The organism is Pseudomonas sp. NUPR-002 (assembly GCF_056322725.1).
Genome location: NZ_CM150476.1, coordinates 5,557,501 through 5,581,712, shown reverse-complemented (window position 1 = coordinate 5,581,712; position 24,212 = coordinate 5,557,501). Strand labels below are relative to the sequence as shown.

25 protein-coding genes (1 of these 25 running past the window's edge) are annotated in these 24,212 nt (G+C 60.1%); 10 read left to right on the top strand and 15 right to left on the bottom strand.

Annotation, left to right across the window (positions count from 1 at the left end; genetic code table 11):
• Window positions 1–12: 12 nt before the first annotated feature.
• The 4 genes from ACVWSC_RS25745 to ACVWSC_RS25730 form a co-directional block, all read right to left on the bottom strand.
• On the bottom strand, window positions 13–762 hold the full coding sequence (locus ACVWSC_RS25745; RefSeq protein WP_442110009.1) for a methyltransferase domain-containing protein: 750 nt from the start codon (window positions 760–762) through the stop codon (window positions 13–15).
• On the bottom strand, window positions 759–1,064 hold the full coding sequence (locus ACVWSC_RS25740; protein ID WP_442110007.1) for a MazG-like family protein: 306 nt from the start codon (window positions 1,062–1,064) through the stop codon (window positions 759–761). The genes ACVWSC_RS25745 and ACVWSC_RS25740 overlap by 4 nt, the downstream gene beginning before the upstream one ends.
• A 61-nt stretch (window positions 1,065–1,125) precedes the next feature.
• Window positions 1,126–1,980: a MaoC family dehydratase gene (locus ACVWSC_RS25735; RefSeq protein WP_442110006.1), complete on the bottom strand. Its 855-nt coding sequence runs from the start codon at window positions 1,978–1,980 to the stop codon at window positions 1,126–1,128.
• 2 nt (window positions 1,981–1,982) lie between these two features.
• Window positions 1,983–3,335 (bottom strand): 3-oxoacyl-ACP reductase, encoded by a 1,353-nt coding sequence (locus tag ACVWSC_RS25730; RefSeq protein WP_442110004.1) that lies wholly within the window; start codon window positions 3,333–3,335, stop codon window positions 1,983–1,985.
• Between the two features lie 130 nt (window positions 3,336–3,465).
• Here ACVWSC_RS25730 and ACVWSC_RS25725 point away from each other — a divergent pair, with 130 nt between their 5' ends.
• The gene (locus ACVWSC_RS25725; protein WP_442110002.1) at window positions 3,466–4,743 is read left to right on the top strand and encodes an acetyl-CoA C-acetyltransferase; all 1,278 of its coding nucleotides are present in this window, start codon (window positions 3,466–3,468) and stop codon (window positions 4,741–4,743) included.
• Here the strand turns inward: ACVWSC_RS25725 and ACVWSC_RS25720 are convergent.
• Window positions 4,730–5,749, bottom strand: coding sequence for a bile acid:sodium symporter family protein (locus tag ACVWSC_RS25720; protein ID WP_442110000.1), 1,020 nt, complete (start codon window positions 5,747–5,749; stop codon window positions 4,730–4,732). The genes ACVWSC_RS25725 and ACVWSC_RS25720 overlap by 14 nt on opposite strands.
• A gap of 87 nt (window positions 5,750–5,836) precedes the next feature.
• On the opposite strand from ACVWSC_RS25720, the gene ACVWSC_RS25715 reads away from it, so the two are divergent.
• Window positions 5,837–6,625, top strand: coding sequence for an AraC family transcriptional regulator (locus ACVWSC_RS25715; protein WP_442109998.1), 789 nt, complete (start codon window positions 5,837–5,839; stop codon window positions 6,623–6,625).
• Between the two features lie 181 nt (window positions 6,626–6,806).
• On the top strand, window positions 6,807–7,700 hold the full coding sequence (locus ACVWSC_RS25710) for a PA4780 family RIO1-like protein kinase (RefSeq protein ID WP_442109996.1): 894 nt from the start codon (window positions 6,807–6,809) through the stop codon (window positions 7,698–7,700).
• Between the two features lie 4 nt (window positions 7,701–7,704).
• Here ACVWSC_RS25710 and cueR read toward each other — a convergent pair whose 3' ends face one another.
• The 3 genes from cueR to ACVWSC_RS25695 are packed head-to-tail and all read right to left on the bottom strand — an operon-like array spanning window position 7,705 to window position 10,948.
• Entirely contained in the window at window positions 7,705–8,109 is a 405-nt protein-coding gene (gene cueR / locus ACVWSC_RS25705) for a Cu(I)-responsive transcriptional regulator (RefSeq protein ID WP_442109994.1), read from the bottom strand.
• The gene (locus ACVWSC_RS25700; RefSeq protein ID WP_442109992.1) at window positions 8,106–10,508 is read right to left on the bottom strand and encodes a heavy metal translocating P-type ATPase; all 2,403 of its coding nucleotides are present in this window, start codon (window positions 10,506–10,508) and stop codon (window positions 8,106–8,108) included. The genes cueR and ACVWSC_RS25700 overlap by 4 nt, the downstream gene beginning before the upstream one ends.
• Before the next feature lie 53 nt (window positions 10,509–10,561).
• Window positions 10,562–10,948, bottom strand: a complete 387-nt coding sequence (locus tag ACVWSC_RS25695; protein ID WP_442109990.1) for a hypothetical protein — start codon at window positions 10,946–10,948, stop codon at window positions 10,562–10,564.
• A 147-nt stretch (window positions 10,949–11,095) separates the two neighbouring features.
• Here ACVWSC_RS25695 and ACVWSC_RS25690 point away from each other — a divergent pair, with 147 nt between their 5' ends.
• Window positions 11,096–11,293: a heavy-metal-associated domain-containing protein gene (locus tag ACVWSC_RS25690; RefSeq protein ID WP_442109988.1), complete on the top strand. Its 198-nt coding sequence runs from the start codon at window positions 11,096–11,098 to the stop codon at window positions 11,291–11,293.
• Window positions 11,294–11,409: 116 nt separating this feature from the next.
• On the top strand, window positions 11,410–12,591 hold the full coding sequence (locus tag ACVWSC_RS25685) for a multidrug effflux MFS transporter (RefSeq protein ID WP_442109986.1): 1,182 nt from the start codon (window positions 11,410–11,412) through the stop codon (window positions 12,589–12,591).
• Here the strand turns inward: ACVWSC_RS25685 and ACVWSC_RS25680 are convergent.
• Both ACVWSC_RS25680 and ACVWSC_RS25675 read right to left on the bottom strand, forming a co-directional pair.
• The gene (locus ACVWSC_RS25680; RefSeq protein ID WP_442109985.1) at window positions 12,575–12,739 is read right to left on the bottom strand and encodes a hypothetical protein; all 165 of its coding nucleotides are present in this window, start codon (window positions 12,737–12,739) and stop codon (window positions 12,575–12,577) included. The genes ACVWSC_RS25685 and ACVWSC_RS25680 overlap by 17 nt on opposite strands.
• 125 nt (window positions 12,740–12,864) lie before the next feature.
• On the bottom strand, window positions 12,865–13,878 hold the full coding sequence (locus tag ACVWSC_RS25675; protein WP_442109983.1) for a zinc-binding alcohol dehydrogenase family protein: 1,014 nt from the start codon (window positions 13,876–13,878) through the stop codon (window positions 12,865–12,867).
• A gap of 117 nt (window positions 13,879–13,995) precedes the next feature.
• Here ACVWSC_RS25675 and ACVWSC_RS25670 point away from each other — a divergent pair, with 117 nt between their 5' ends.
• Entirely contained in the window at window positions 13,996–14,913 is a 918-nt protein-coding gene (locus tag ACVWSC_RS25670) for a LysR family transcriptional regulator (RefSeq protein WP_442109981.1), read from the top strand.
• A 483-nt stretch (window positions 14,914–15,396) separates the two neighbouring features.
• The gene (locus ACVWSC_RS25665) at window positions 15,397–16,113 is read left to right on the top strand and encodes an ArsR/SmtB family transcription factor (protein WP_442109979.1); all 717 of its coding nucleotides are present in this window, start codon (window positions 15,397–15,399) and stop codon (window positions 16,111–16,113) included.
• 59 nt (window positions 16,114–16,172) lie between these two features.
• On the opposite strand, the gene ACVWSC_RS25660 is transcribed toward ACVWSC_RS25665, so the two are convergent.
• Window positions 16,173–17,126, bottom strand: a complete 954-nt coding sequence (locus tag ACVWSC_RS25660) for an adenosine deaminase (protein ID WP_442109977.1) — start codon at window positions 17,124–17,126, stop codon at window positions 16,173–16,175.
• 185 nt (window positions 17,127–17,311) lie between these two features.
• Between ACVWSC_RS25660 and ACVWSC_RS25655 the strand changes: the two genes are divergently transcribed.
• Window positions 17,312–18,976, top strand: coding sequence for a phosphoethanolamine transferase (locus tag ACVWSC_RS25655; RefSeq protein WP_442109975.1), 1,665 nt, complete (start codon window positions 17,312–17,314; stop codon window positions 18,974–18,976).
• Window positions 18,977–19,020: 44 nt separating this feature from the next.
• Here the strand turns inward: ACVWSC_RS25655 and ACVWSC_RS25650 are convergent, their stop codons facing one another.
• The 4 genes from ACVWSC_RS25650 to ACVWSC_RS25635 all read right to left on the bottom strand — a co-directional run bounded on the left by ACVWSC_RS25650 (window position 19,021) and on the right by ACVWSC_RS25635 (window position 22,275).
• Window positions 19,021–19,701 (bottom strand): SDR family oxidoreductase, encoded by a 681-nt coding sequence (locus ACVWSC_RS25650; RefSeq protein WP_442109973.1) that lies wholly within the window; start codon window positions 19,699–19,701, stop codon window positions 19,021–19,023.
• A 336-nt stretch (window positions 19,702–20,037) separates the two neighbouring features.
• Entirely contained in the window at window positions 20,038–20,622 is a 585-nt protein-coding gene (locus ACVWSC_RS25645; RefSeq protein WP_442109971.1) for an IMPACT family protein, read from the bottom strand.
• Between the two features lie 10 nt (window positions 20,623–20,632).
• On the bottom strand, window positions 20,633–21,295 hold the full coding sequence (locus ACVWSC_RS25640; RefSeq protein ID WP_442109969.1) for a TetR/AcrR family transcriptional regulator: 663 nt from the start codon (window positions 21,293–21,295) through the stop codon (window positions 20,633–20,635).
• Between the two features lie 62 nt (window positions 21,296–21,357).
• Window positions 21,358–22,275 carry a LysR family transcriptional regulator gene (locus ACVWSC_RS25635; RefSeq protein WP_133216596.1) on the bottom strand — a complete coding sequence of 306 codons (918 nt, stop codon included), beginning with the start codon at window positions 22,273–22,275 and terminating at the stop codon, window positions 21,358–21,360.
• Between the two features lie 118 nt (window positions 22,276–22,393).
• Here ACVWSC_RS25635 and aptA point away from each other — a divergent pair, with 118 nt between their 5' ends.
• The gene (gene aptA / locus ACVWSC_RS25630) at window positions 22,394–23,740 is read left to right on the top strand and encodes an omega-aminotransferase AptA (protein ID WP_442109967.1); all 1,347 of its coding nucleotides are present in this window, start codon (window positions 22,394–22,396) and stop codon (window positions 23,738–23,740) included.
• 72 nt (window positions 23,741–23,812) lie between these two features.
• Window positions 23,813–24,212: the start of a CoA-acylating methylmalonate-semialdehyde dehydrogenase gene (locus ACVWSC_RS25625; protein WP_442109965.1), read on the top strand. It continues 1,094 nt past the right edge of the window; 400 of the gene's 1,494 nt are visible here — the first part of the coding sequence; it begins with the start codon at window positions 23,813–23,815; the stop codon falls past the right edge of the window.

The following is a 24,212-nucleotide window of genomic DNA, read 5'->3' as shown; positions in this document are numbered from 1 at the left end:
TCCTGGTGTGATTCAGCGTGGTCGACAGATCCAGTGCAGGTAGCGCCCTAAGCCGGCAAAGGCGGGATGACGTCGATGCGCCAGTTCCATTTCCAGCAGGTCGAGCAACTCGGCCTTGGTCTGGAATTCGCTGGGCATGTAGTCGTGGAACACCCGTACGCCGCTTTCTGTTTCGACCTGCCACAGACCTTCAAGTTGCACCCTGAGTGTGCGCGGATCAAGCGGTTTTTGCGGGGTCAGGCTCTGCTTTTCGCCGGCCATGTCATTGCGTCGCAGTTTGCGGAAATGGCCTTTGAGCAAGTTGCGATACACCAGCGCATCGCGGTTGTAGAACGCCAGTGACAGCAGGCCATCGCTACGGGTCAACTGGTGCAGCACCGGCAGGATGGTCTCCGGTTCGGCCAGCCATTCCAGCACGGCGTGGCAGAGTACCAGGTCGTAAGGTTCGGTCAGTTGCCCGAGCAAGTCTTGCCAGGGCGCCTGGATGAAGGTGGCTTGCTTGCCGGCTTCGGCAAAGCGTGCCCGGGCGCCTTCGAGCATCGGCGCAGCAGGCTCGGCCAAGGTCACCTGGTGACCACGCTCGGCCAGCCACAGGGCCATGTGCCCCAGGCCCGCGCCGATATCCAGCACGCGCAGCGGGCGCTCGGGGAGCGTTTCGGCAAGGTCGGCCTGCAGCACGGCCAGGCGAATCGCCCCTTTGGCGCCACCATAGATCTTTTCGGCAAAGCGGGTGGCCAGGGCATCGAAATGGCGGTCTTTCATTGGGCAAAGCGCCTTTCGCTGTCGGCCAGCTTGGCGCGCACCACCTGCTCCATGTCCAGGCCCAACTCGCTGCACAGCAGCAACAGGTACAGCACCACATCGCCGACCTCTTGGCCGGCGTGTTCCAGTTGCTCAGGTGACAACTGGCGTGACTGCTCTTCGCTCAGCCACTGGAAGATCTCCACCAGTTCGGCCATTTCCACGCTGGCGGCCATGGCCAGATTTTTCGGGCTGTGGAAGCCACGCCAATCATTGTTGTCGCGGATGCGGTGCAGGCGTTGGGTCAGTTCGTGCAGGTTCATCAAGGCTCTCCTCAAGCTGCATAGCTTCAGGCGGGCGCCTTCGCAACGCAAGCGCGGCGTTTCAGGCCAAACGTCGCCAGGCGCCGCGCATGTGCACTAACGCTGCGTGGCCGTCCAGGCGCAGTTGGCCCTCATCAGCCGTGGGGCTGGCGATGAGGATGACTTCGCTGGGCAGGCGCACAGGTTTGAGGAAGTCCACCTCGACCTGATAGCCAGACACCGGCAGGTGGCTGCGCAATGCCGCCAAGGTCATGGCCTTGCTCCACATGCCGTGGGCAATCGCAGTGGGGAAGCCGAACAACTTGGCGCTGCTGGCGCTCAGGTGGATCGGGTTGTAGTCGCCGCAGACTCGGGCGTAACGGCGGCCAATGTCGCTGTCGGCGTACCAGCGGGTCAACTCGCCCAGTGCCTCGCCGCTGGGAGCTTCGCGGGTTGCGGGCTCAGCGTCGAGCTTCAGGCCGCGGCAAAGCATGCGGCTGGTTTCGGACCAAATCAGGCCCAGGCCGTCTTCAGCGTTGGTGATCAGGTCGCAGGTGGCGCCTTTCTCGTGCGCTTGCAGGTTTTCCACGTGCACGGCGAAGCGCAGTTGGCTGATGCCACCCAAGGGGCGTATCACGCGGATGCTGTTGTGCAGGTGAACCAGGCCAAGCAACGGCAAGGGAAAGGCCTTGTCGGTCAACAGTTGCAGCTGCAAGGCGAACGCCATCACATGGGGGAAGGTCGCCGGCAAGCGCCCATCGTCGCTGAAATGGCAGAGTTTGCGATACGCCTCCAGTTGCTTGGGCTGCACCGCCAGGGTGCAGCGCAGTCCCGTGTCCGGCAAGGTATCGCCGCTGATCTTGCGCTTGCTTGCGGCGCGCAGGTAGAGGCTGGAAAGTGCGGCGGTGCTGCTCAGGTCCTGCCACTGTCGAGTCATGCTCAGGCCCCCATCACAGCTTGGCCACACACCCGCAGCACCTGGCCGTTGACCGCACCACTGTCGGGTTGCACCAGCCAGGCGATGGCTTCGGCGACATCTTCGGGCAGGCCGCCCTGGCCCAGCGAGCTCATGCGCCGCCCGGCTTCGCGCAGGGCGAAGGGAATGGCCGCAGTCATGCGTGTTTCAATGAAGCCCGGGGCGACGGCATTGATGCTGCTCCCGCGGGTGGCCAGCTTCGGCGCCCAGGCCTGAGCCAGGCCGATCAAGCCGGCTTTGCTGGCGGCGTAGTTGGACTGGCCACGGTTACCGGCGATACCACTGATCGAGGCCAGCAGTACTACGCGTGCGTTGTCGTGCAGGGCGCCGCTGTCGAACAGCGCTTGGGTCAGCAGTTGCGGCGCCTTGAGATTGACTGCCAGCACCGAGTCCCAGAATTCCGGGGTCATGTTGGCCAGGGTCTTGTCGCGGGTGATCCCGGCGTTGTGCACAACGATATCGATGCCCTCCGGGAGGCCTTCAAGCAGTTGTGCGGCGGCATCAGCGGCGCAAATGTCCAGGGTCAGGCTGCGTCCGCCCAGGCGTTCGGCGAGGGCTTCAAGGTCATTTTTCGCCTGTGGGACATCGAGCAATATGACCTCGGCACCGTCGCGCGCCAGGGTCTCGGCAATCGCCGCACCGATGCCACGGGCAGCACCCGTCACCAGCGCTTTGCGTCCGGCCAGGGGGCGGGTCCAGTCCTGCACGCTGCTGGCGCAGGCATCCAGACGCAGAACCTGACCGGAGATGAAGGCGCTCTTGGGTGAGAGGAAAAAGCGCAGTGCGCCCTCCAGATGCGCTTCGCCTGCGTCACTGACATACAGCAATTGCAGGGTGCCGCCAGCGCGCAGTTCTTTGGCCAGCGAGCGGCTGAACCCCTCCAGGGCACGTTGTGCAACCTGGGCCAGCGGATCATCCAGTTGCTCCGGGGCACGGCCGAGAATCACGATATGGGCACAGGGCGCCAGGCTGCGCAGCAGCGGCTGGAAGAACTCGCGCAGTTGTTTGAGTTGATCGATGTCGTCCAGCTCGCTGGCGTCAAACACCACCGCTTTGATTTTGCTGCCCAGGCCTGCGACCCACTCGGGGGCGCTCAGGTCGGGGCTGGCAAAGCTGTAGACCTCGTCGGTCAGGCGTTTGGCAAAGGTTTCGACAATGTTCGCCAGGGGGCCGCCGCCGAGCAACAGTGCACCTTCAACGGGCCGCAGGCGCCCGGCGCTCCAGCGCTCCAGGCGGGCTGGGCTGGGCAAGCCCACGGCACCGACCAGGCGCCGGCCGAGATCCGAGTTGGCGAAGTCTATGTAGCGGTCGCTCATGTGCACGTCTCCCTGAAATAAGCTTCAAAGTGTGGACCATCTTTGGCCATTGGTCGTTCGAACGCGGAAAAAACACCTACGCTAAATGTGGGAACTTGCGCTGAACACTCATTGGAAAAGGACGAAACCTATGCGCTCACTGCGCCGGGTGGCGATTCTGGGCGGCAACCGGATTCCTTTTGCCCGCTCCGACGGAGCCTATGCCACCGCCAGCAACCAGGCGATGCTCACAGCAGCGCTGGAAGGGTTGATCGAACGCTTTTCCCTGCATGGCCTGCAATTGGGCGAAGTGGCTGCCGGGGCGGTGCTCAAGCACTCAAGGGACATGAACCTGACCCGCGAGTGCGTGCTTGGCTCGCGCTTGTCGGCGCAGACCCCGGCCTACGACCTGCAGCAAGCCTGCGGTACCGGGCTGGAAACCGCGCTGCAGGTTGCCAACAAAATCGCCCTGGGGCAGATCGACAGCGGTATTGCCGGGGGAGTCGATACCATCTCCGATGCACCGATCGCGGTCAATGAAGGCTTGCGCCGGATCCTGCTGCAGGCGCATCGGGGCAAGAGCACCGCCGATGAACTCAAAGCTTTTCTCAAGCTGCGCCCCAGGCACCTGAAGCCGCAATTGCCCCGTAACGTCGAGCCGCGCACCGGGCTTTCCATGGGGCAGCACTGTGAGCTGATGGCGCAGACCTGGCAGATCTCGCGCCAGGATCAGGACCACCTGGCCCTGCTCAGCCATCAGCACATGGCGGCGGCCTATGCCGAGGGCTGGCATGAGGATTTGCTCACGCCGTTCCTGGGCCTGAGCCGCGACAACAACCTGCGGCCCGATGTGACCCTGGAAGCGCTTGCCAACCTCAAACCCGTGTTCGAGCAAGGCGAGAAAGCCAGTCTCACGGCAGGAAATTCCACGCCGCTGACTGATGGCGCCTCGTTGGTACTGCTGAGCAGTGAACACTGGGCACAAGCGCACAATCTTGAGGTGCAGGCCTATCTGCTTGACGGTGAAACCGCCGCAGTGGACTTCGTCAAAGGTCAGGAAGGGTTACTGATGGCCCCGGTCTACGCCGTACCGCGTTTGTTGGCGCGCAACGGCCTGACCCTGCAGGACTTCGACTTCTACGAAATTCATGAAGCCTTTGCGGCGCAAGTGCTGTGCACGCTCAAGGCCTGGGAAGACCCTGACTATTGTCAGCATCGCCTCGGCTTGAACGCGCCACTTGGGGCCATCGACCGCAGCAAGCTCAACGTCAAAGGCAGTTCACTGGCGGCCGGGCATCCGTTTGCCGCCACCGGCGGGCGCATCCTCGCCAACATGGCCAAGTTGCTCGCCACGGCCGGCAAGGGCCGTGGCCTGATTTCGATCTGCGCTGCCGGTGGTCAAGGCGTAACCGCGATCATTGAGCGCTGAGCAGCGTTGCTGCAGGCTCCGGGGCTGGGCGATTGGCGTAGTGCTCGGCCATGATCGAGCAGACGATCAGCTGCAACGGGTGGTAGATCATGATCGGCAGCAGAATCAGGCCCAAGCCTGGGTGTGCACCGAAGATCAGCGCGGCCATCGGCGCACCCGCAGCCAGCGACTTTTTACTGGCGCAGAACACCGCTGCGACTTCATCGGCCGGGCTCAGCTTCAGCACGCGGGCGCTGCGTGTGGTCAGCCAGAGAATCAGCGCCAGCAGCAGCGCGCTGCCCGCGAATGCGGTAAGCAACACCGCGTTACCTTGCTGTTGCCACATGCCCGAGACCATTGAGTTGCAGAACGCAGCGTAAACCAGCAGCAGGATCACCAGCTTGTCGATGATGTTGGTGTAGCGCTTGTGCCGGGCAAAAAAGCGCCCCAGCCACGGGCGCAGCAACTGACCGAGCAGCAGTGGCAACAACAGCAGTGCACACAGGTCCAGCAGGGTGGCACCCAGGTCGATGCCGTTGCTACCGCTGCCGACCACCAGGCTGACCAGCCACGGAGTGATGAAGATACCCAGGACACTGGACAGGCTGGCGTTGAGGATCGCCGCCGGTACATTGCCACCGGCACTACCGGTCAGGGCCACGGAAGACGAGATAGTCGAGGGCAAGGCGCACAGGTAGAAAAAGCCCAGCATCAGCAGCGCAGGCAGATGACTGCCAAACAGGCTGTTGGCCAACCACCACAGCGCGGGAAAGACGATAAAGGTGAAACCCTGCACCATCAGGTGCAGGCGGCCGTTTTTCAGGCCGCGACCGATCTGCTCGCCAGACAGGTTGATGCCGTGCAGGAAAAACACCAGGAATACACCGATGTTGATCACGTATTCAGCGTGCATCGCGCCGCCACTGCGGCCAACATTGGGAAACAGCCACGCCAGCAAGGTGGCGAGGAACATGCCACACAGGAACCAGTCGGTGACCACGCGTTTGAAGTGTTTGAGCGCATGCATAGGCTAGCCTTCGAATCATTTTGTAATCATTGAGTGCAGAGGCTACGCTCGGTGGATGATTTCCGTCTTGCGACATAAGGCCAAGTGATGCCGATAAACGGACAGCAACCCTCACCTCGTCCGATTCCTGTGCTTGAGCAACTGCCCCGAGCGCTTTACGCACGCGCCGAAAGCCTGGGGGCTGGCTCGTGGACGCCGCATCATCAGCACGACTGGGTGCAGTTTTCCTACGCGATCAGTGGCGTGCTGGGCGTGTACACCGACGAAGGCAGTTATTTTGCCCCGCCGCAGTGGGGGGTGTGGATTCCAGCGGGGGTTGAACACAAGGTAGTGACTTCGATGCAGGCCGAGATGCGCAGCCTGTATGTACGCCGCGACGCGTCCAGCTGGGCGCCGGGGCACTGCCGGGTGCTGGAGGTCACGCCGCTGGCACGTGAGCTGATCAAGCAGTTTTGCCTGCTGCCGGTGGACTATCGCGAAGACGACAGTGCCGATGCACGGTTGGTGGCGGTATTGCTGGATCAGTTGCAGGCCCTGCCTGAGGTCGGATTCTCTTTACCCTTGCCCAAGCACCCGCGTTTGCTTGAGCTGTGCAATGAACTGCTCGCCCACCCGGAGCAGGGGCAAAGCCTCGGGCAATGGGCGCAACGCTTGAATACCTCGGAAAAAACCCTGACACGGCTGTTTCAACGTGAAACCGGCTTGAGCTTTCGCGGCTGGCGCCAGCGTATGCGCCTGTTGTCGTCATTGACCGCACTGGAAGCCGGGCAAAGTGTTACCGAGGCGGCATTGGGCAGTGGCTATGACTCGACCTCGGCCTATATTGCAGCGTTCAAGAGCCTGTTCGGCTTTACCCCGGGCGGTTTGCGGCTGTAGCGGTAGCGAAATCTGGCGATTTTTGTGAACGATTGTGCACAGTCACTTACAAAAACTATGGCAAGTCAGGCCGATTGCCGTTACAACGCAGTGCGGCCTTGCTCCAGTGGCAAGCCGGTACCGCAGCGGTGACCTATAAAAAATCACGTGTCTGGCAAAACAGGATCCCCGACAGAAGCCGATGAAGACTCCAAAACGCATTGAACCACTGGTTGAAGATGGACTGGTCGATGAAGTACTCAGACCATTGATGAGTGGCAAGGAGGCCGCCGTGTACGTGGTGCGCTGCGGGAAGGAATTGCGCTGTGCCAAGGTCTACAAGGAGGCTAACAAACGCAGCTTCCGTCAGGCCGCCGAGTACCAAGAGGGGCGCAAGGTGCGTAACAGCCGCCAGGCGCGGGCCATGGCCAAAGGCTCCAAGTACGGGCGCAAGGAGGCAGAAGACGCTTGGCAGAACGCCGAAGTGGCGGCGCTGTTCCGCCTGGCCAATGCCGGTGTGCGGGTGCCGCGGCCCTACGACTTTCTCGATGGTGTGCTGCTGATGGAGCTGGTGGCCGATGAGTATGGCGATGCGGCGCCACGGCTCAACGATGTACAGCTTGAGCCTGAGCAGGCGCGCGAGTACCACGCCTTTATCATTCGCCAGATTGTGCTGATGCTGTGTGCCGGGCTGGTGCATGGCGACTTGTCGGAGTTCAACGTGCTGCTCGGGCCCGACGGGCCGGTGATCATCGATTTGCCACAGGCCGTGGACGCGGCGGGCAACAACCATGCCTTCAGCATGCTTGAGCGCGATGTCGGCAACATGGCGGCCTATTTCGGACGCTTTGCCCCGGAGCTGAAGGAAACCCGTTTCGCTAAAGAAATGTGGGCCCTGTATCAGGCCGGTGAACTGCTGCCAGAAAGCGAACTCACCGGTCTGTTCCAGGAAGAGCAGCGCAGCGCCGATGTCGCTGGGGTGATGCGCGAGATCGATGCCGCACGCTTTGAAGACGCTCGTCGGCGCGCCGGCCGGGAAGAGGCCGAGCGAGGCTCAAACAAGAATGAAGAGCCTGCCCCGCCTTGGATGCAATAACCCGTCAGTGACAGCAACTGCTGCCGGCTGCCAGGTCCTTGAGGATCGGGCAGTCGGGGCGGTCGTCACCCTGACAATGGGCGACCAGTTCGCTGAGGGTGTCGCGCAGGCTGACCAGCTCTTCGATGCGCCGGTTGAGGTCATCGATATGCTGACTGGCCAAGGCCTTGACGTCGGCACTGGCGCGCTGGCGGTCCTGCCACAGGGTCAGCAGGCGGGCGACTTCCTCCAGTGAAAAGCCCAGGTCGCGCGAGCGCTTGATGAACGCCAGGCTGTGCAAGTCTTCCTGCTGATACAAGCGATAACCACTGTCGCTGCGCAGCGCCGGTTTAAGCAGGCCGATCGACTCGTAGTAGCGGATCATCTTGGCGCTCAGCCCGGAGCGGCGAGCAGCTTGGCCGATGTTCATTGCACGTCTTCCTGTGGTGGCGTTTCGGGTTTCCAGGTTTTCAGCAACAGCGCGTTGCTGACCACGCTGACACTGGACAGTGCCATCGCGGCACCAGCCAGCACCGGGTTGAGCATGCCGAAGGCAGCCAGTGGAATCCCGATCAGGTTGTAGATAAAGGCCCAAAACAGGTTTTGGCGAATCTTCGAATAGGTTTTGCGGCTGATCTCCAGCGCTGCGGGCACCAGGCGCGGGTCGCCACGCATCAGGGTGATACCGGCCGCCTGCATCGCCACATCCGTGCCGCCACCCATGGCGATACCGATATCGGCAGCCGCCAGGGCAGGGGCATCGTTGATCCCGTCGCCGACCATCGCAACCACACCCGACTGCTTGAGCTCGGCCACTTTTGCCGCTTTGTCGCCCGGCAGTACTTCGGCGTGTACGTCGGCGATGCCCAGGGCTTGCGCGACGACCGTAGCGCTGCCGCGGTTGTCGCCGGTCAGCAGGTGGCTGCTGATGCCCTTGTCGGCCAGTTGCCGAACAGCCTGGCCAGCACCGGCCTTGAGGCTGTCACCGAAGGCGAACAGGCCCAGCACGCGCAACTGCGGGCTGCGTTCGATCAACCACGACAGGGTCCGGCCTTCGGCTTCCCATTCCTTGGCATACACCGCCAGACCTTCAGGTTGCAGGCCACTCTCGTCGAGCATGCGGCGGTTGCCCAAGGCCAGTTCGCGGCCGTCCAGGCTGCCGGCGATGCCGCGTCCGGTCAGTGACTGACTGTTGCTGATATCGGCAACCACCAGGCCTTGCTCTGCACAAGCGTCCAGTACCGCCTTGGCTAACGGGTGCTCACTGCCACGTTGCAGGGCGCCGGCCAGTTGCAGCAATTGCGCCGGTTCGCCGACAGCAGCTTTGCTGTGGACAATGCGTGGGCTGCCGGAGGTCAGGGTGCCGGTCTTGTCGAACACCACCCGGTTGACGTCATGGGCACGTTCCAGCGCTTCGGCATCTTTGATCAGAATGCCGTGGCGGGCGGCGACGCCGGTACCGGCCATGATCGCCGTTGGCGTGGCCAGGCCTAGGGCGCAAGGGCAGGCAATTACCAGTACAGCCACGGCGTTGATCAGTGCGGTCTCAAGCGGGGCACCGGCCAACCACCAGCCCACCACGGTGATCAGCGCCAGCACCAGCACCGCCGGGACGAACACCTGGCTGACACGGTCTACCAGCTTCTGGATCGGGGCCTTGGCTGCCTGGGCGTCTTCCACCAGGCGGATGATGCGCGCCAGTACCGTTTCGGTACCCAATGCCAGGGTACGCACCAGCAGGCGGCCTTCACCGTTGATTGCACCACCGGTGACTTTGTCACCGGGTTGTTTCGGCACCGGCAGGCTTTCGCCGCTGATCAAGGCTTCGTCGGCGTGACTCTGGCCTTCGATCACTTCACCGTCTACCGGGAAGCGCTCGCCGGGTTTTACCACGACGATGTCGCGCAGGCGCAGTTCGCTGATCGCCACGTCGCGCTCCTGGTTATCCACCAGCAGCAGCGCGCGTTCCGGACGCAGGGCTTCCAGTGCGCGGATGGCGCTGGCGGTCTGGCGCTTGGCTCGGCTTTCCAGGTATTTGCCCAGCAGAATCAGGGCAATCACCACGGCGGACGCTTCAAAGTACAGGTGTGGCATTTCTCCGGGGCTGGCCTGGGCCCATTGGTAGATGCTCAAGCCGTAACCCGCGCTGGTGCCGATGGCGACCAGCAAATCCATGTTGCCAGCGCCGGCGCGCACGGCTTTCCAGGCCGCGACGTAGAAACGCGCACCGAGAATGAACTGTACCGGCGTGGCCAGGACGAATTGCGCCCAGGCCGGCAACATCCAGTGAATGCCGAAGGGTTGCAGTACCATCGGTAACACCAGTGGCAGCGCCAGCAGTACCGCGAGGGCAACCGACCAGCGCTCCTTGCGCAGGCGGCGTTCGGCATCGGCCTGGTTGTCGTGGGTGCTTTTCGGCAAGGTGGCGGAATAGCCCGCGTGAGTGACCGCGTCGATCAGCAGTGCGCTGTCGAGCTGGCCCAGCACCTGAATGTGCGCACGCTCGTTGGCCAGGTTGACGCTGACCTGTTGTACCCCAGGCACTTTGGCCAGGGCTCGTTCGACCCTGCCAGCGCAGGACGCACAGGTCATGCCGCCAATTTGCAGCTCGAGGGTCTGGCTCGGCACGTGGTAGCCGGCTTGTTCGACGGCCTTGACCAGCTCCGGCAAGCTATCGGCCGGTGCTTGAATCCGCGCCTGTTCAGTGGCGAGGTTGACGCTGACTTGTTCGGCGCCGCTGACTTTACGCAGCGCCCGTTCGACCCGGCCAGCACAGCTGGCGCAGGTCATGCCGGCAATCGGCAGATCGAAAGTGGTAGATGCAGACATGAGCACTCCTCCTTGGACAGGCCATCAGCATCAACCTTGCCACGCGGGGAAGGTCAATACCCCAGGCCAGCTCTAATCAATGTGAGGCCATTTTGATCGACTGCAATCCGGTATTTATTGATCTGCCCAGCCTGTAGTCGCAAGCGGTTGCTGCGCTGATTCTCGATCCCTGGTTGGCAACCCTGTGCCTGGCCGGGCAAGTAGCGCAGGCGCACATCGAGGTCACCCGGGGGCAGATTGAATGAAGTGGACTGTTCCTGAAACAGGCGACCGGCCAGTTGATCGTTGATGTACACGCCAATCTCACAGGACGTCGCCACTTCCAGGCGCTCGCGCGAGATGATCAGAATGCTGTAGTCGGTGGGCCCGGCGGCGCTGGCTTGATTAAGCATGCCGAAAATACCCAGCAGGCCGAAAAGGCCGAAAGCTGCCCTGCGCATGAAATGAAACTCCTGCATCGTCAATCGTCAGGTTCGCAGCTTGGCCGACCCGGCCGACGATTTCCAGCCCGGCAGCGTACAGAGGAACTTGACCTTACCCCGGTGGCAAGCTTGAAACTGCGTCAAAACCCACAGGAGGTAGTTCCCATGCAAGTGTTCACTGTTCAAGGAATGACCTGCGGCCACTGCGTCAAGGCCGTAACTCGCGCTGTTCAAGCTCAAGATGCCGCTGCCGTGGTTGAAGTCGACCTGGCGCAAAAGCAAGTGAAAGTAGAAAGCTTGCTGAAAGCCCCGCAGATTCTTGAACTGATCCGCGAGGAAGGTTATCAGGCCGAAGCCGTCTGAGCCCCGCAGGCCCGTACGGCGAACGAAAGATTCGCGGCGCGGGCCTAACTCTTCACAGCGCAATCCCGGCAGGGCGGTTACACTAGCAGACTTGCTTAGCTTGCTATGGATTTCCGATGAACCTGCGAACCATCCTGATTCTGGGAGCCCTGAGTGCGTTCGGGCCCTTGGCAATCGACTTCTACCTGCCAGGCTTTCCGGCGATGGCGCTGGCCTTTGGCACTGACGAAAAACACATCCAGACCACCCTGGCCGCGTACTTTCTGGGCTTGTCCATCGGGCAACTGGCCTATGGACCGGTGGCCGACCGTTTTGGCCGCAGGATCCCGCTGCTGTTCGGTGTGTGCCTGTTTACCCTGGCGTCGTTGGCCTGTGCCTTTGCCCCCAACCTGGAAACCCTGATTGCGGCGCGCTTCGTTCAGGCCTTGGGCGGTTGTGCCGGGATGGTGCTGTCGCGGGCCATCGTCAGTGACAAATGCGATGCGATCGCTTCGGCCAAGGTGTTTTCCCAATTGGTGCTGGTGATGGGCCTGGCGCCGATTCTGGCGCCGATGCTTGGTGGGGTGTTGGTCAACGCTTACGGCTGGCAGTCGATCTTTGTTGCCCTGACGCTGTTCAGTGCCGCGTGCACCGTGGCGGTAGCCATCGGTCTGCCGGAAAGCCTACCGGCCAATCAACCACGCCAACCGCTCTCCGGTGCCTTGCGCCAGTACGGACGCTTGCTCAAGGATCGGGTGTTCATTGGCCATGCCCTGACGGGCGGGATTGCGATTGCCGGGATGTTTTCCTACATCGCCGGCTCGCCGTTCGTCTTTATCAAACTCTATGGCGTACCGGCCGAGCACTATGGCTGGCTGTTCGGTAGCAATGCCGCCGGCTTCATTCTGGTCGCGCAGATCAATGCGCGGCTGCTGGCCAAACGTGGGCCGTCCTTTCTGCTGGCTCGGGCGGTGTGGGTGTACTTGGCGGCGGGCTTGACCCTGCTGGCAGTCAGCGCCCTGCACCCGGCCAAGCTCTGGCCGCTGCTGATTCCGCTGTTCATCTGTATCGCCAGTTTGGGCTGCATCATCCCCAACGCTTCGGCGTGCGCCATGAATGGGCAAGGCGCACGGGCCGGGAGTGCTTCGGCATTGCTCGGCTGCTTGCAGTTCAGCGTTGCTGCTGGTGCTGCGGCGTTGGTTGGTGTACTGCACGATGGCAGCGCCATGCCGATGGCCATGGTCATCAGCTTGTGTGGATTGGCGGCGGTAGCGATGGCAATGCTGACTCGTCGCTTACAGTTCAGCCGACCCGTTTGAGCGGATGAGGCGCCTGTAGCCGGGCCTGCAAGGTGGTGACGAAGGCACGGGCTTCGGCCTCGCTGCGAAAGCTCACTACCTGCTGGTCCAGGCGAACTTGCCAGGGGCATCCGGGCTTCTGGCTTGATGCACTGACTTGAATGATCATCGTGGCATACCTGCGGTTAGCGTTGGCTGAAGAATTGTAGCGCTGCCCCACCGCAGGGAAATGACCTGGATCAGTTGTCGGACTGACGGTCGTGCCCACCCCTTCAGCGGGGTGGGCGTATGGCGTCAGAAGCCTTCGAGGACGATCTTGCCCTTGGCCGCACCGCTTTCAAGCAGGGCGTGCGCGCGCCGCAGGTTGGCCGCATTGATGGTGCCGTAGTGCTCGCCCAGGGTGGTCTTCAGCGTGCCGGCGTCGATCAGTTCGGCCACCCGATTGAGCAGGTTGTGCTGCTCGATCATGTCGGCGGTTTCGAACAGCGAGCGGGTGTACATGAACTCCCAGTGCAGCGACAGGCTCTTGCGTTTGAGCAAGCCGACGTCCAGTTGCTTGGGGTCGTCGATCAGCGCCAGTTTGCCTTGCGGGGCCAGGGCCTCGACCAGTTGTGGCAGATGCTGGTCAGTCTGGGTCAGGCTGGCGACATGGGTCACATGCTCGATACCTTGCGCCTTGAGCGCTTCGGCAAGCGGCTTGCGGTGGTCGACCACCAGGTCCGCGCCCAGCTCAGTCACCCAGGCTTGAGTCTGCGGGCGCGAAGCGCTGCCAATCACAGTGAGGCCGGTCAATTGGCTGGCCAGTTGGGTAAGAATCGAGCCGACTCCACCGGCGGCGCCGACGATCAACAGGCGCTGGCCCAGGTCGTCTTGCCCTTGCGCTACCTGCAGGCGCTCGAACAGCAGCTCCCAGGCGGTGATGGCGGTCAGCGGCAAAGCTGCTGCTTGGGCAAAACTCAGGGTTTTGGGCATGTGGCCGACGATGCGTTCATCGACTACATGCAGCTCACTATTGCCGCCAGCGCGGGCGATAGAGCCTGCGTAATAGACCTTGTCGCCTGGCTGAAACAGGCTGACTTCACTGCCTACCGCCGTGACCACACCGGCCACATCCCAGCCCAGCACCTTGGCTTCACCGTCCTGCGGCTGCACGTTCTGGCGCACCTTGGTGTCGACCGGGTTGACGGAGATGGCCCGTACTTCGACAAGCAGGTCCCGTGGTCCCGGCTCAGGTGCGGGTAGCTCAATATCTTGCAGCGCGGCCGGGTCAGAAATGGGCAGGGACTGGTAGTAGGCAATGGCTTTCATCAAGTGTGTCCTGAAGGGGAGAGCGTTGGGCGTCATGATTAGCGCTTTCACTTACTGTTAAAAGCCGCAAGAAGCACAGATACTTTCAATAATTTATTGATAATTGAGGGCGACGCTGTGCGATTCGATGACTTGCAGCTGTTCGTGCGTACTGCAGAACTGGGCAGCTTGTCCGCCGCCGCGCGGCTGCTCGACCTGTCCCCAGCGGTCGCCAGTGCGGCCCTCAAACGCCTGGAACAACAACTGGGTACACGCTTGCTGGCGCGCTCTACCCGCAACCTGCGCCTTACCGCCGAGGGCGAAGGCTTTCTGTCGCACGCTCGCCGTGCGTTGGCCAGCCTGGAGGAAGGGCAGCGGGAACTGGCGCGCGGGCAGGATGAGGTCAGTGGCGTTCTGCAGTTGTCTGCGCCGTCAGACTTCGGCCGCAATGTGCTGTTGCCCTGGCTGGATGAATTGCAACGCGAACACCCGAAGCTGTCGGTGCGTTTGTTACTGGGCGACCGCAATGCCGATTTGTTTCGTCAGCCCGCAGACATTGCCCTGCGTTATGGCTCACCAGAAGACTCAAGCCTGGTGGCGCTGCCTGTGTGCCTGGAAAATCGGCGGGTGTTATGTGCTTCCCCGGATTATTTGGCTCGCCATGGTGAGCCCGCGAGCGTCGCGCACCTGGCTCAGCACAATTGCTTGCTTTATCAGTTGGGCAGCCGTGTTCACGATCATTGGCGATTTGGGCGGGGGGCCGCACAGGTCGGTGTCACTGTCACCGGTGATCGATTCTGTGACGACGCCGATGTAGTGCGGCGTTGGGCACTTGCAGGTTATGGCATCGCTTACAAGTCCTGGTTGGACGTGGCGTTCGATGTGCAGGCTGGGCACTTGAAGGTGCTGTTGCAGCAGTTGGAGGGCGAGCCTGCGCCGTTGAACCTGATGTGCACGCATCGGGCGCAGTTGGGTAAGCCAGTGCAGTTGCTGCGCACTGTACTCAAGCAGCGTTGCCAGCTGTTGATCGAACAATTGGCAGGCCTGAGCCACTGAGGTGCTTTTTGGTATTACAGAACTTGCCTATTTATTTGTAGCTTTTGAATACATGAACCGTAGGCTTAATGTCTGGTTTTTTTATAGTTTTTGATTTGAAAGTTGAAACGGGCAGGCATGGAAAGCGCTTCTTCAACACCTGTATCGAAAATTAACCTGTGAGCCTGTCGAAGGCGGTGTGCCTATGGTTTGGCAGAGCAGCGCTATTTTACCCGGGTAGTCTTGCCGGAACCGGGAAACAGTGCCTTTGAGGCGGCTTATAATGATTCGCGCAGTCACTTTTAGTGAGATAAGTCTCCCTGGCAAAGGCCGGAAAGTATAGCGCTCACGCTTAACTTATCCGTCTGTAGAACGGGCTGGCTGCTGGTGTAGTAACACCACAACTTCTAGTTGAGCCGCTCTGGCATCGGGGACCTCGCAGTGACTGCTGCTGGCATGGTTAATCAATCGATTTCAGATGTGATCTCGCAGGGAGTTTGAGATATGAAACCAGTAACAAGTATCAGCCAGATCGCCAGCTTGCTGGCGGACCCAAAACGCAGTGCAATGCTCTGGGCCTTGATCGACGGTGTGGCGCGGCCTTCTGATGAACTGGCAGACATGGCAGGCCTGACGCCCTCTTCGGCCTGTGCCCATTTAGCAAAGTTGTCGGCCAGTGGTTTGCTCAAATTGGAGCCGCGCGGAAGGAAACGTTATTTCCGGCTGGCGGGGCCTGAAGTGGGCGCAGCGGTCGAAGCCTTGGCCAGTGTCCGGGTCATTACCCGGGAAGCGCAGGCGCCCGGCGTCAATGATGGCATTCCATTGTCGATGCGTCGTGCACGGCTATGTGGTGATCATCTGGGCGGTGAGTTGGCGGCGGATCTGTATCAGCGCCTGTTCGACGCCGGTTGGCTGGAGGGTACGGATCAGCAGATCGAGGCAACCCATGAAGGTCGGGCGCAGTTGGCCCGCTATGGCATCTTCATTGAATCCCTGGCCCGCCATCAAGGCAAAAGTTTCACCAGTTGCCGCTGCTGCAGCGAGTGGAGTGACCATCGACCCCATCTTGGCGGCGCCTTGGGCAGCAGTTTGCTGAAACTGTTCATGCAGTCTGGCTGGATCCGCGAAAGTGAAACCTCACGCAGGCTTCACATCAATGCAGCAGGCTTGCACCAGATCAACCGGATTGCTTACCCGATGGCGTTGAAATCGGTGAGTTAGCAGCCAATGGCAAGCCCGCTTGCTGCTGGAGCAGGCTTGCCACGCGATGGGGCAGAGTGTCAGGGCTTGATCAAGCGCGCATCCAGGCTGTTTTGCGCCAACCGCCGTGCCTGATCCTCGGTCATGCCCAGGTGAGTGTGCAGGGCATGGAAGTTTTCTGTCACATAGCCGCCGAAGTACGCAGGATCGTCCGAGTTCACGGTGACCTTCACGCCACGCTCGAGCATGTCGAGAATGTTGTGCTGGCTCATATGATCAAACACGCACAGCTTGGTGTTGGACAACGGGCAGACGGTCAGCGGAATCTGCTCATCGATAATTCGTTGCATCAGCCGCTCGTCTTCAATGGCGCGTACACCATGGTCGATGCGCTGAATTTTCAGCAGGTCGATGGCTTCCCAGATGTACTCGGGCGGGCCTTCCTCGCCAGCATGAGCAACGGTCAGGAAGCCTTCGCTGCGGGCGCGGTCGAAGACGCGCTGGAACTTGCGCGGGGGATGGCCCATTTCCGAGCTGTCCAGGCCAACGGCGATAAAGGCATCGCGATATGGCAGGGCCTGATCGAGGGTCTTGTGTGCCTCCTCTTCACTCAGGTGACGCAGGAAGCTTAGGATCAACCCGCTGCTGATACCCAGTTGCTGCTGGCCATCTTTGAGTGCGCGGCTGATGCCATTGAGCACCACTTCGAACGCAATGCCACGGTCGGTGTGGGTTTGCGGGTCGAAGAACGGCTCGGTGTGAATGACGTTCTGCGCCTTGCAACGCAACAGGTAGGCCCAGGTCAGGTCGTAGAAGTCCTGCTCGCTGCGCAACACGTCGGCGCCTTGGTAATAAAGGTCGAGAAACTCTTGCAGGTTGTTGAACGCATAGGCCGAACGCAGCGCTTCGACGTCGTTCCAGGGCAGGGCGATCTTGTTGCGTTCAGCCAGGGCAAACAGCAACTCGGGCTCCAGCGATCCTTCCAGGTGCAGGTGCAATTCTGCCTTGGGCAGCGCGTTAAGCCAGTCGTACATAGAGTCTGTTTCTCATCAGGTGCGGTTGCCAGCATTCTACAGAGGTTGCCCGCGGCTGGCCGAGAAAGCTGACCGGGTGGTGCCTGTGCGTCGCTGCCTGTGTGTAGCAGATGGCCCTGTGGCAGCACCCATCGATCGAAGCTACGCTTGGGTGGCAGGTGGGAACCTATCGAGAATAATTATAAATGAGTAAATTACTTACGTTTCGCAATAACTCATTGAGCGTGTTGAAAGCAGAGTGGCCAACGTTAGTGTTGTGGTCGTTTTTGTTGTCGCCGCTGTTATTTCGCTTGGTAGTGAGCTATCAGTACTCCAAGATCGACCTTCTGGTTTTTTATACCATTGCCATTTCTTTGTTATGGCTGGTGGCAATCCGTTTTGTTTCAGCTAACCAGTTCAAGGTTCATCTGCTGCTGTTACCGTTCTATCTGGTGGCGAGTATCGACCTTTTTCTGGTACTGAATTTTGGCGCACGCTTGACGGCGGCCTACTTATTTATTGGCCTGACCAACTACAAGGAAGCCAGTGATTTTTTATCGACCTACTGGCAGTCGATCAGCAGCGTTCTGGCGGTGTTTGTCCTGTGCTACGGCGTTGGCTTGGCAGGGCTGTATAAGCGTAAGTTGTATCAGAGCAAAATACTGTTTCTGCTCGCCGTCAGTGGCTTGCTGCTGGGGTATGGCGCGTACTTTTATAAAACCGTGAAGGTCAATTCACTGACCCAGGGTGCGGTCCTTGACCTGGTGGCCAAAGATCAAAGCACGCCCGTGGGTTATCTGTCGCAAATGGGGCTTACGGCAGCGCTGTACCTGGAGTCGAAAAAGCACGTCAAACAGCGTCTGGAGTCGGACGTTGTTATCACCAGCATCGCCGATACCTCCAACATCGAAACCATTGTCTTTGTGATCGGTGAGTCGTCGCGGCCACACAACTGGTCGCTTTACGGCTACCACAAGGACACTACGCCCAACATCGCCAAGCAGACGGGGATTTTCAAGTTCAACAACATGTGCACGACCGCGCCCTACACCTCGGTTGCCGTGCCCTCGATGCTGAGCCTTCAGCACATCCAGGATTGGGACGCGATAGCTTCGACAAAATCCCTGGTGGGTATCTACCGGGCCGCCGGCTATGCAACCTATTGGCTGTCGTCGCAGGAAGTCGACAGTTTTGGTGGCATCATTCCGCAGATTGCGGCCGAGGCCCAGCACCGTCAGTATTTTGAGCGCAGCTATGACGGTGCACTGATTCCGGAATACCAGCGGATACTTGAAAAAGCAGGTACGGAGAAACAGGCGATATTCATCCATATCAAAGGCAGTCACTTTGATTATTCGCGGCGTTACCCCGAAGAATTCAACCAATTCAAACCGGCGACCGATAGCGCAAAAGACAAACTCACAGCCGAATATGACAATGCAGTCTTATACACGGACTGGCTGTTGAGTACGCTTATTGAAGGTTTGAAGTCAAACGGGCGACCATCGATTTTGCTGTACTCTTCGGACCACGGCGAGAACCTACTGGATGACAGTCGTGAGTTGTTAGGTCATGGCATGGGCAACGAATATGATCTTGCCGTCTCGGCATTTGTCTGGGCATCCGGCAATGTTTCAGATCAGCAAATGCTCAAGCTTGCAAAGTTGAAGGAACGGGAAGGGCAGCGTGTAAGCACTTCTTCGCTGTCGCATACACTGTTGAATCTGACCGGCATTTCGATGCCGGAATACGACAGCACGCATGATCTGTTGAGCAACGACTTCGTAACATCGAAATGCCCGCATATGCTGGGCACTGGGTATGTGCCAGCGTTCGATTTTGATGCGAGCAGGTTTGTGCTGGCGAAATAGGCCAGCCCGCGTTCAGCAGGCTGGCCCATGCCGTCCCCGCTGCTTTACCAGATCAGGCTGTCGCCCTTGTAGTTGATAAAGTGCAGGCCGCCTTTGCCTTCGTGGGCCTTGATTTGTTCAAGCATGCCACGGGTGCTGGTGAGCACATCGATCTCGGCGTTTTCGCCGCCCATATCGGTTTTCACCCAGCCCGGGTGCATGGCCAGCACCGTCTGCGGCGGTTGTTGCAAGGTGACGAAGCTGTTGATCATCGAGTTCAGCGCCGCCTTGCTGGCTTTGTACAGGCAGATCTCGCTGCCGTCGGGAATGGCAATGCTGCCCAATATCGAGCTCATGAACGCCAGTACGCCGTTTTCGTTCAGTTGCGGGGCAAAGCGCTGAGCGACGCGGATCGGTGATACCGCGTTGGTCATGAACAGATCGCCAACGTCAACCAGTTGGACACGTTCGGCGTTCTGGTCACCTGGGCCCATCACCCCGGCGTTGACGAACAGCAGGTCGAAACGCTGGCCCGTGAGCTGTGCTTGCAGTGCATCGAGCTGCTCGGTGCTGTTCATTTCCAGGGTTTGTACCTGCACGCCCGGTATCGCCGCCAGTGCCGGTGCCTTGGCAGGGTCGCGGACGGTGGCGACAATGTTCCAGCCATCTTCCTGCAGACGCTGTACCAGGCCAAGGCCGAGCCCGCGTGAAGCACCAATGATCAGGGCGGTTTTGTTCGAAGGCATGGATGAGCTCCTTTCAATGGATTGGTCGTTGATCAAAGAATAACCAGTCTAGTCAAAGCGTGGCTGAACAGGCTATTGGTGAAGGGTTACACGGCTTATCCACAGTTTGCTCCACAGTATCTGTGAGCAAGCACACATGCTGGGTATAAGCGTCGTGAGGCTTCCTTCGAGGGGTAATAAATGGGGATAACTCACTGATTTTCGGACGGTTGATGGACTGTCATCAAATCTTGATCAAAATATGATCGTTTGCCTGGAGGCCGCGCAAATAAAGGCGTACAGGCGAGTGCTCAGAGCTTATCCACAGCCAGGCCCACAGTGAATGTGGGCAAATGCTCAGCGCCGTTCGAGCACAATCCGGCCGCGGCTCAGGTCCGCCAGCTGGCGTTGCACAGGCTCGATCTGTTCTTCACCCAAGGCCAGCAGCAAATCGACACCGTTGGCAGTGAAGTGCTCTTCAAGAACCAGACCGTCCGCTTCTGCCACTCTTATCTTGAGCAGCGCCAATTCGCTGAAGCTGCAACTGCAACTGACTTCGCTGCGGCTCACCAGCAAGCGCTTTTCCGCCTGCTGCAGGCATTTATTGGCACCGCCACCGTAGGCGCGAGCAAGGCCCCCGGTGCCGAGCTGAATACCGCCGTACCAGCGGATCACCAGTACCACCACCTGGTCACAGTCTTGCGCTTCGATGGCCGCGAGGATCGGGCGCCCGGCGGTACCTCCGGGTTCACCGTCGTCACTGCTGCGGTACTGCGCGCCGAGCTTCCAGGCCCAGCAATTGTGGGTGGCTGCAAGGTCACTGTGTTGTTCAATGAAGCTCATGGCCTCGGCGGCGCTGGTGATCGGCGCTGCCAGGGTAATGAAGCGGCTCTTGCGAATCTCTTCGCGAAACTCGCAAGTGTCGAGCAGGGTAAAAGGCATAAACGCAGGTTCAGTCGGGAAGTTTCAGGCCACAGCCTTTGAGAATGATGTGGATAAGATTGTTGCTGGCATCTTCCATGTCTTGTTTGGTCAGGCGGCTACGGCCGGTGACTTGGCAGATCTGGGTGGCGAAATCGGCATAGTGTTGGGTGCTGCCCCACAGCAGAAAGATCAAGTGGACCGGGTCGACCGGGTCCATCTTGCCGGCGTCGATCCAGGTCTGGAACACCGCAGCACGGCCTTTGAACCACTCGCGGTAGTCCTGGCTGAAATAGTCGCTCAGGCATTTGCCGCCACTGATGATTTCCATGGCGAAGATGCGCGACGCCTGAGGGTTGCGCCGGGAGAACTCCATCTTGTTGCGGATGTAACTGCTAAGCGCCTGGGCGGGGTCGTCATCCACACTCAGGGCGTTGAAGGTGCTGTCCCACAACTGGATGATGTTGCTCAGCACCGCGACATACAGGCTGAGTTTATTGGTGAAGTAGTAATGCAGATTCGCCTTCGGCAGCCCGGCCTTGAGGGCGATGGTGTTCATGCTCGTGCCTTTGAAACCATGGCGGGCGAACTCGTCTTCAGCAGCCTGGATGATGGCTTGCTCATTCTTCTGGCGAATTCGCCCGGCGGGCTTGCCCGGGGTGGTGACATGATGCGCAGGGACTTCAAAGGACATGGGCGGTTCCAGACAAGGCAATGGGTATCACTTCAGATTGGCTAACCTACCAGCAATAGCCTTCAGCGAGTAGCTGCCAGGCTCTCCAGAAAACTCTCCAGAACCAGATGCGGACGCCGCCCTTTACGCGTTACCCAGCACAGGCTCAGGTCATAGAAACGCTGCGCAGGCTTCAGGGCGCGCAGTCGGCCTTGTTGCACCCAGAAGCTGGCGTAGTGATCCGGCAGGTAGCCAATGTAGCGTCCGGTGAGGATCAGAAAGGCCATGCCTTCGCGGTCCGAGGCGCTGGCGGTGCAGTTCAGCGCCTGGTAGTGCGCCTGGACATCGGCGGGCAGGCGGAAGGTCGGGGCGATGGCGTCCTGGGTATTGAGGCGATCGTCGTCCAACTGGCGGTCGTCGGCATAAAACAACGGATGGCCAACGGCGCAGTAGAGCAACGAGCGCTCGCTGTACAGCGGCTGGTACTCAAGGCCCGAGAGTGGGCTGGTCTGCGGTACCACGCCGACGTGCAGGCTGCCGTCGAGCACGCCTTGTTCAACCTGGCTGGGAGCGATCATGCGGATCTGGATACGCACATCCGGGCCACGATCCTTGAGCTGGGCCAGGGCGTGGGTAATGCGCATGTGCGGCAAGGTCACCAGGTTGTCGGTCAGGCCGATGTTCAGTTCGCCACGCAGGTGCTGGTGCAGGCCGTTGACCTCAGTGCGAAAGCTCTCCAGTGCACTGAGCAATTGCAGCGCTGATTGGTACACCTCGCGGCCTTCCTCGGTGAGCGAGAAACCGGCACGTCCACGCTGACACAAGCGCAAGCCCAGGCGTTGCTCCAGATCGCTCATCTGCTGGCTGATAGCCGAGCGGCCAATGCCCAGGACGTTTTCCGCCGCTGAAAAGCCCCCACACTCGACGACGCTGCGGTAGATCTTCAGAAGACGGATGTCAAAATCGCTGACTTGAGCGAGAGGATCGGGGCGTCGGCTCATAGTTTAGTGTTCGTCTATCTGAAGATTAGAAAAGTTGGCTTTTCCAGACTTTATCGTCATGACAACTTAGTCGCAACAACACTTATCGCTGCTCAATTGCCTTGCGAGGACTTGCCCGATGAATCTGCCTGAAAACGCTCCTGTCGGTTTGGCCAGCCAGCTCAAGCTGGATGCCCACTGGATGCCCTATACCGCTAACCGCAATTTTCAGCGCGATCCACGGTTGATCGTTGCTGCTGAAGGTAGCTACCTGACCGACGACAAGGGCCGCAAGGTCTATGATTCGCTGTCGGGCCTGTGGACCTGCGGTGCCGGTCACACCCGCAAGCAAATCCAGGAAGCCGTATCGCGTCAATTGGGCGTGCTCGATTACTCGCCAGCCTTCCAGTTCGGCCACCCGCTGTCGTTCCAGCTGGCCGAGAAAATCACCGAGCTGACGCCAGGCAACCTCAATCACGTGTTCTACACCAACTCCGGTTCCGAGTGCGCTGACACGGCGGTGAAGATGGTGCGTGCCTACTGGCGCCTGAAAGGCCAGGCCACCAAGACCAAACTGATCGGCCGTGCCCGTGGTTACCACGGTGTGAACATCGCCGGTACCAGCCTGGGTGGCGTGAACGGTAACCGCAAACTGTTCGGCCAACTGCTGGACGTCGACCACATCCCGCACACCCTGCTGGCCAGCAACGCTTTCACCAAGGGCATGCCGGAAGAGGGCGGTATTGCCCTGGCCGATGAAATGCTCAAGCTCATCGAGCTGCATGACGCCTCGAACATCGCCGCCTTGATCGTTGAGCCGCTGGCCGGCTCCGCCGGTGTACTGCCGCCGCCGAAGGGCTACCTGAAACGCCTGCGTGAAATCTGTGACCAGCACAACATCCTGCTGATCTTCGACGAAGTGATCACCGGCTTCGGCCGTATGGGCACAATGACCGGTGCTGAGGCGTTCGGTGTGACCCCGGATCTGATGTGCATCGCCAAGCAAGTCACCAACGGTGCGATTCCGATGGGTGCGGTGATTGCCAGCAGCGAGATCTACCAAACCTTCATGAACCAACCAACGCCGGAATACGCCGTGGAATTCCCACACGGCTATACCTACTCGGCGCACCCGGTCGCATGTGCTGCTGGTATCGCGGCGCTGGAGTTGCTGGAGAAGGAAAACCTGGTGCAGGCCGCCGCCGAACTGGCACCGCACTTCGAAAAAGTGCTGCACGGCATCAAGGGTGCGAAGAACATCATCGACATCCGTAACTACGGCCTGGCGGGCGCGATCCAGATCGCTGCACGTGACGGCGACGCCATCGTGCGTCCTTACGAGATTGCCATGAAGCTGTGGCAAGCCGGCTTCTACGTGCGCTTTGGTGGTGACACCCTGCAGTTCGGCCCAACCTTCAACAGCCAGCCGCAGGAACTGGACCGCCTGTTCGACGCGGTTGGCGAAGCGATCAACTCGGTCGCCTGATCGATACACCTTATATAAGAAGAGGGCGCGAGTACGCTCGCGCTCAGATAAAGCCCCTTTCTGGAGTTTTGCATGAGCACTGTTCAACATTTGATCAATGGCGAGTTGGTCGCTGCTAACGAGCGCACCGCTGATGTCTTCAACCCGTCTACCGGCCAGGCGATCCACAAGGTAGCCCTGGCCAGCAAGCAAACCGTGCAACAGGCCATCGACTCAGCCAAGGCCGCTTTCCCGGCCTGGCGTAACACCCCGCCGGCCAAACGCGCTCAGGTGATGTTCCGCTTCAAGCAATTGCTGGAGCAGAACGAGGCCCGTATTTCTCAGCTGATCAGCGAAGAGCACGGCAAAACCCTGGAAGACGCTGCCGGTGAACTCAAGCGCGGCATCGAGAACGTCGAATTTGCCTGCGCGGCCCCCGAAGTGCTCAAAGGCGAATATAGCCGCAACGTGGGTCCGAACATCGATGCCTGGT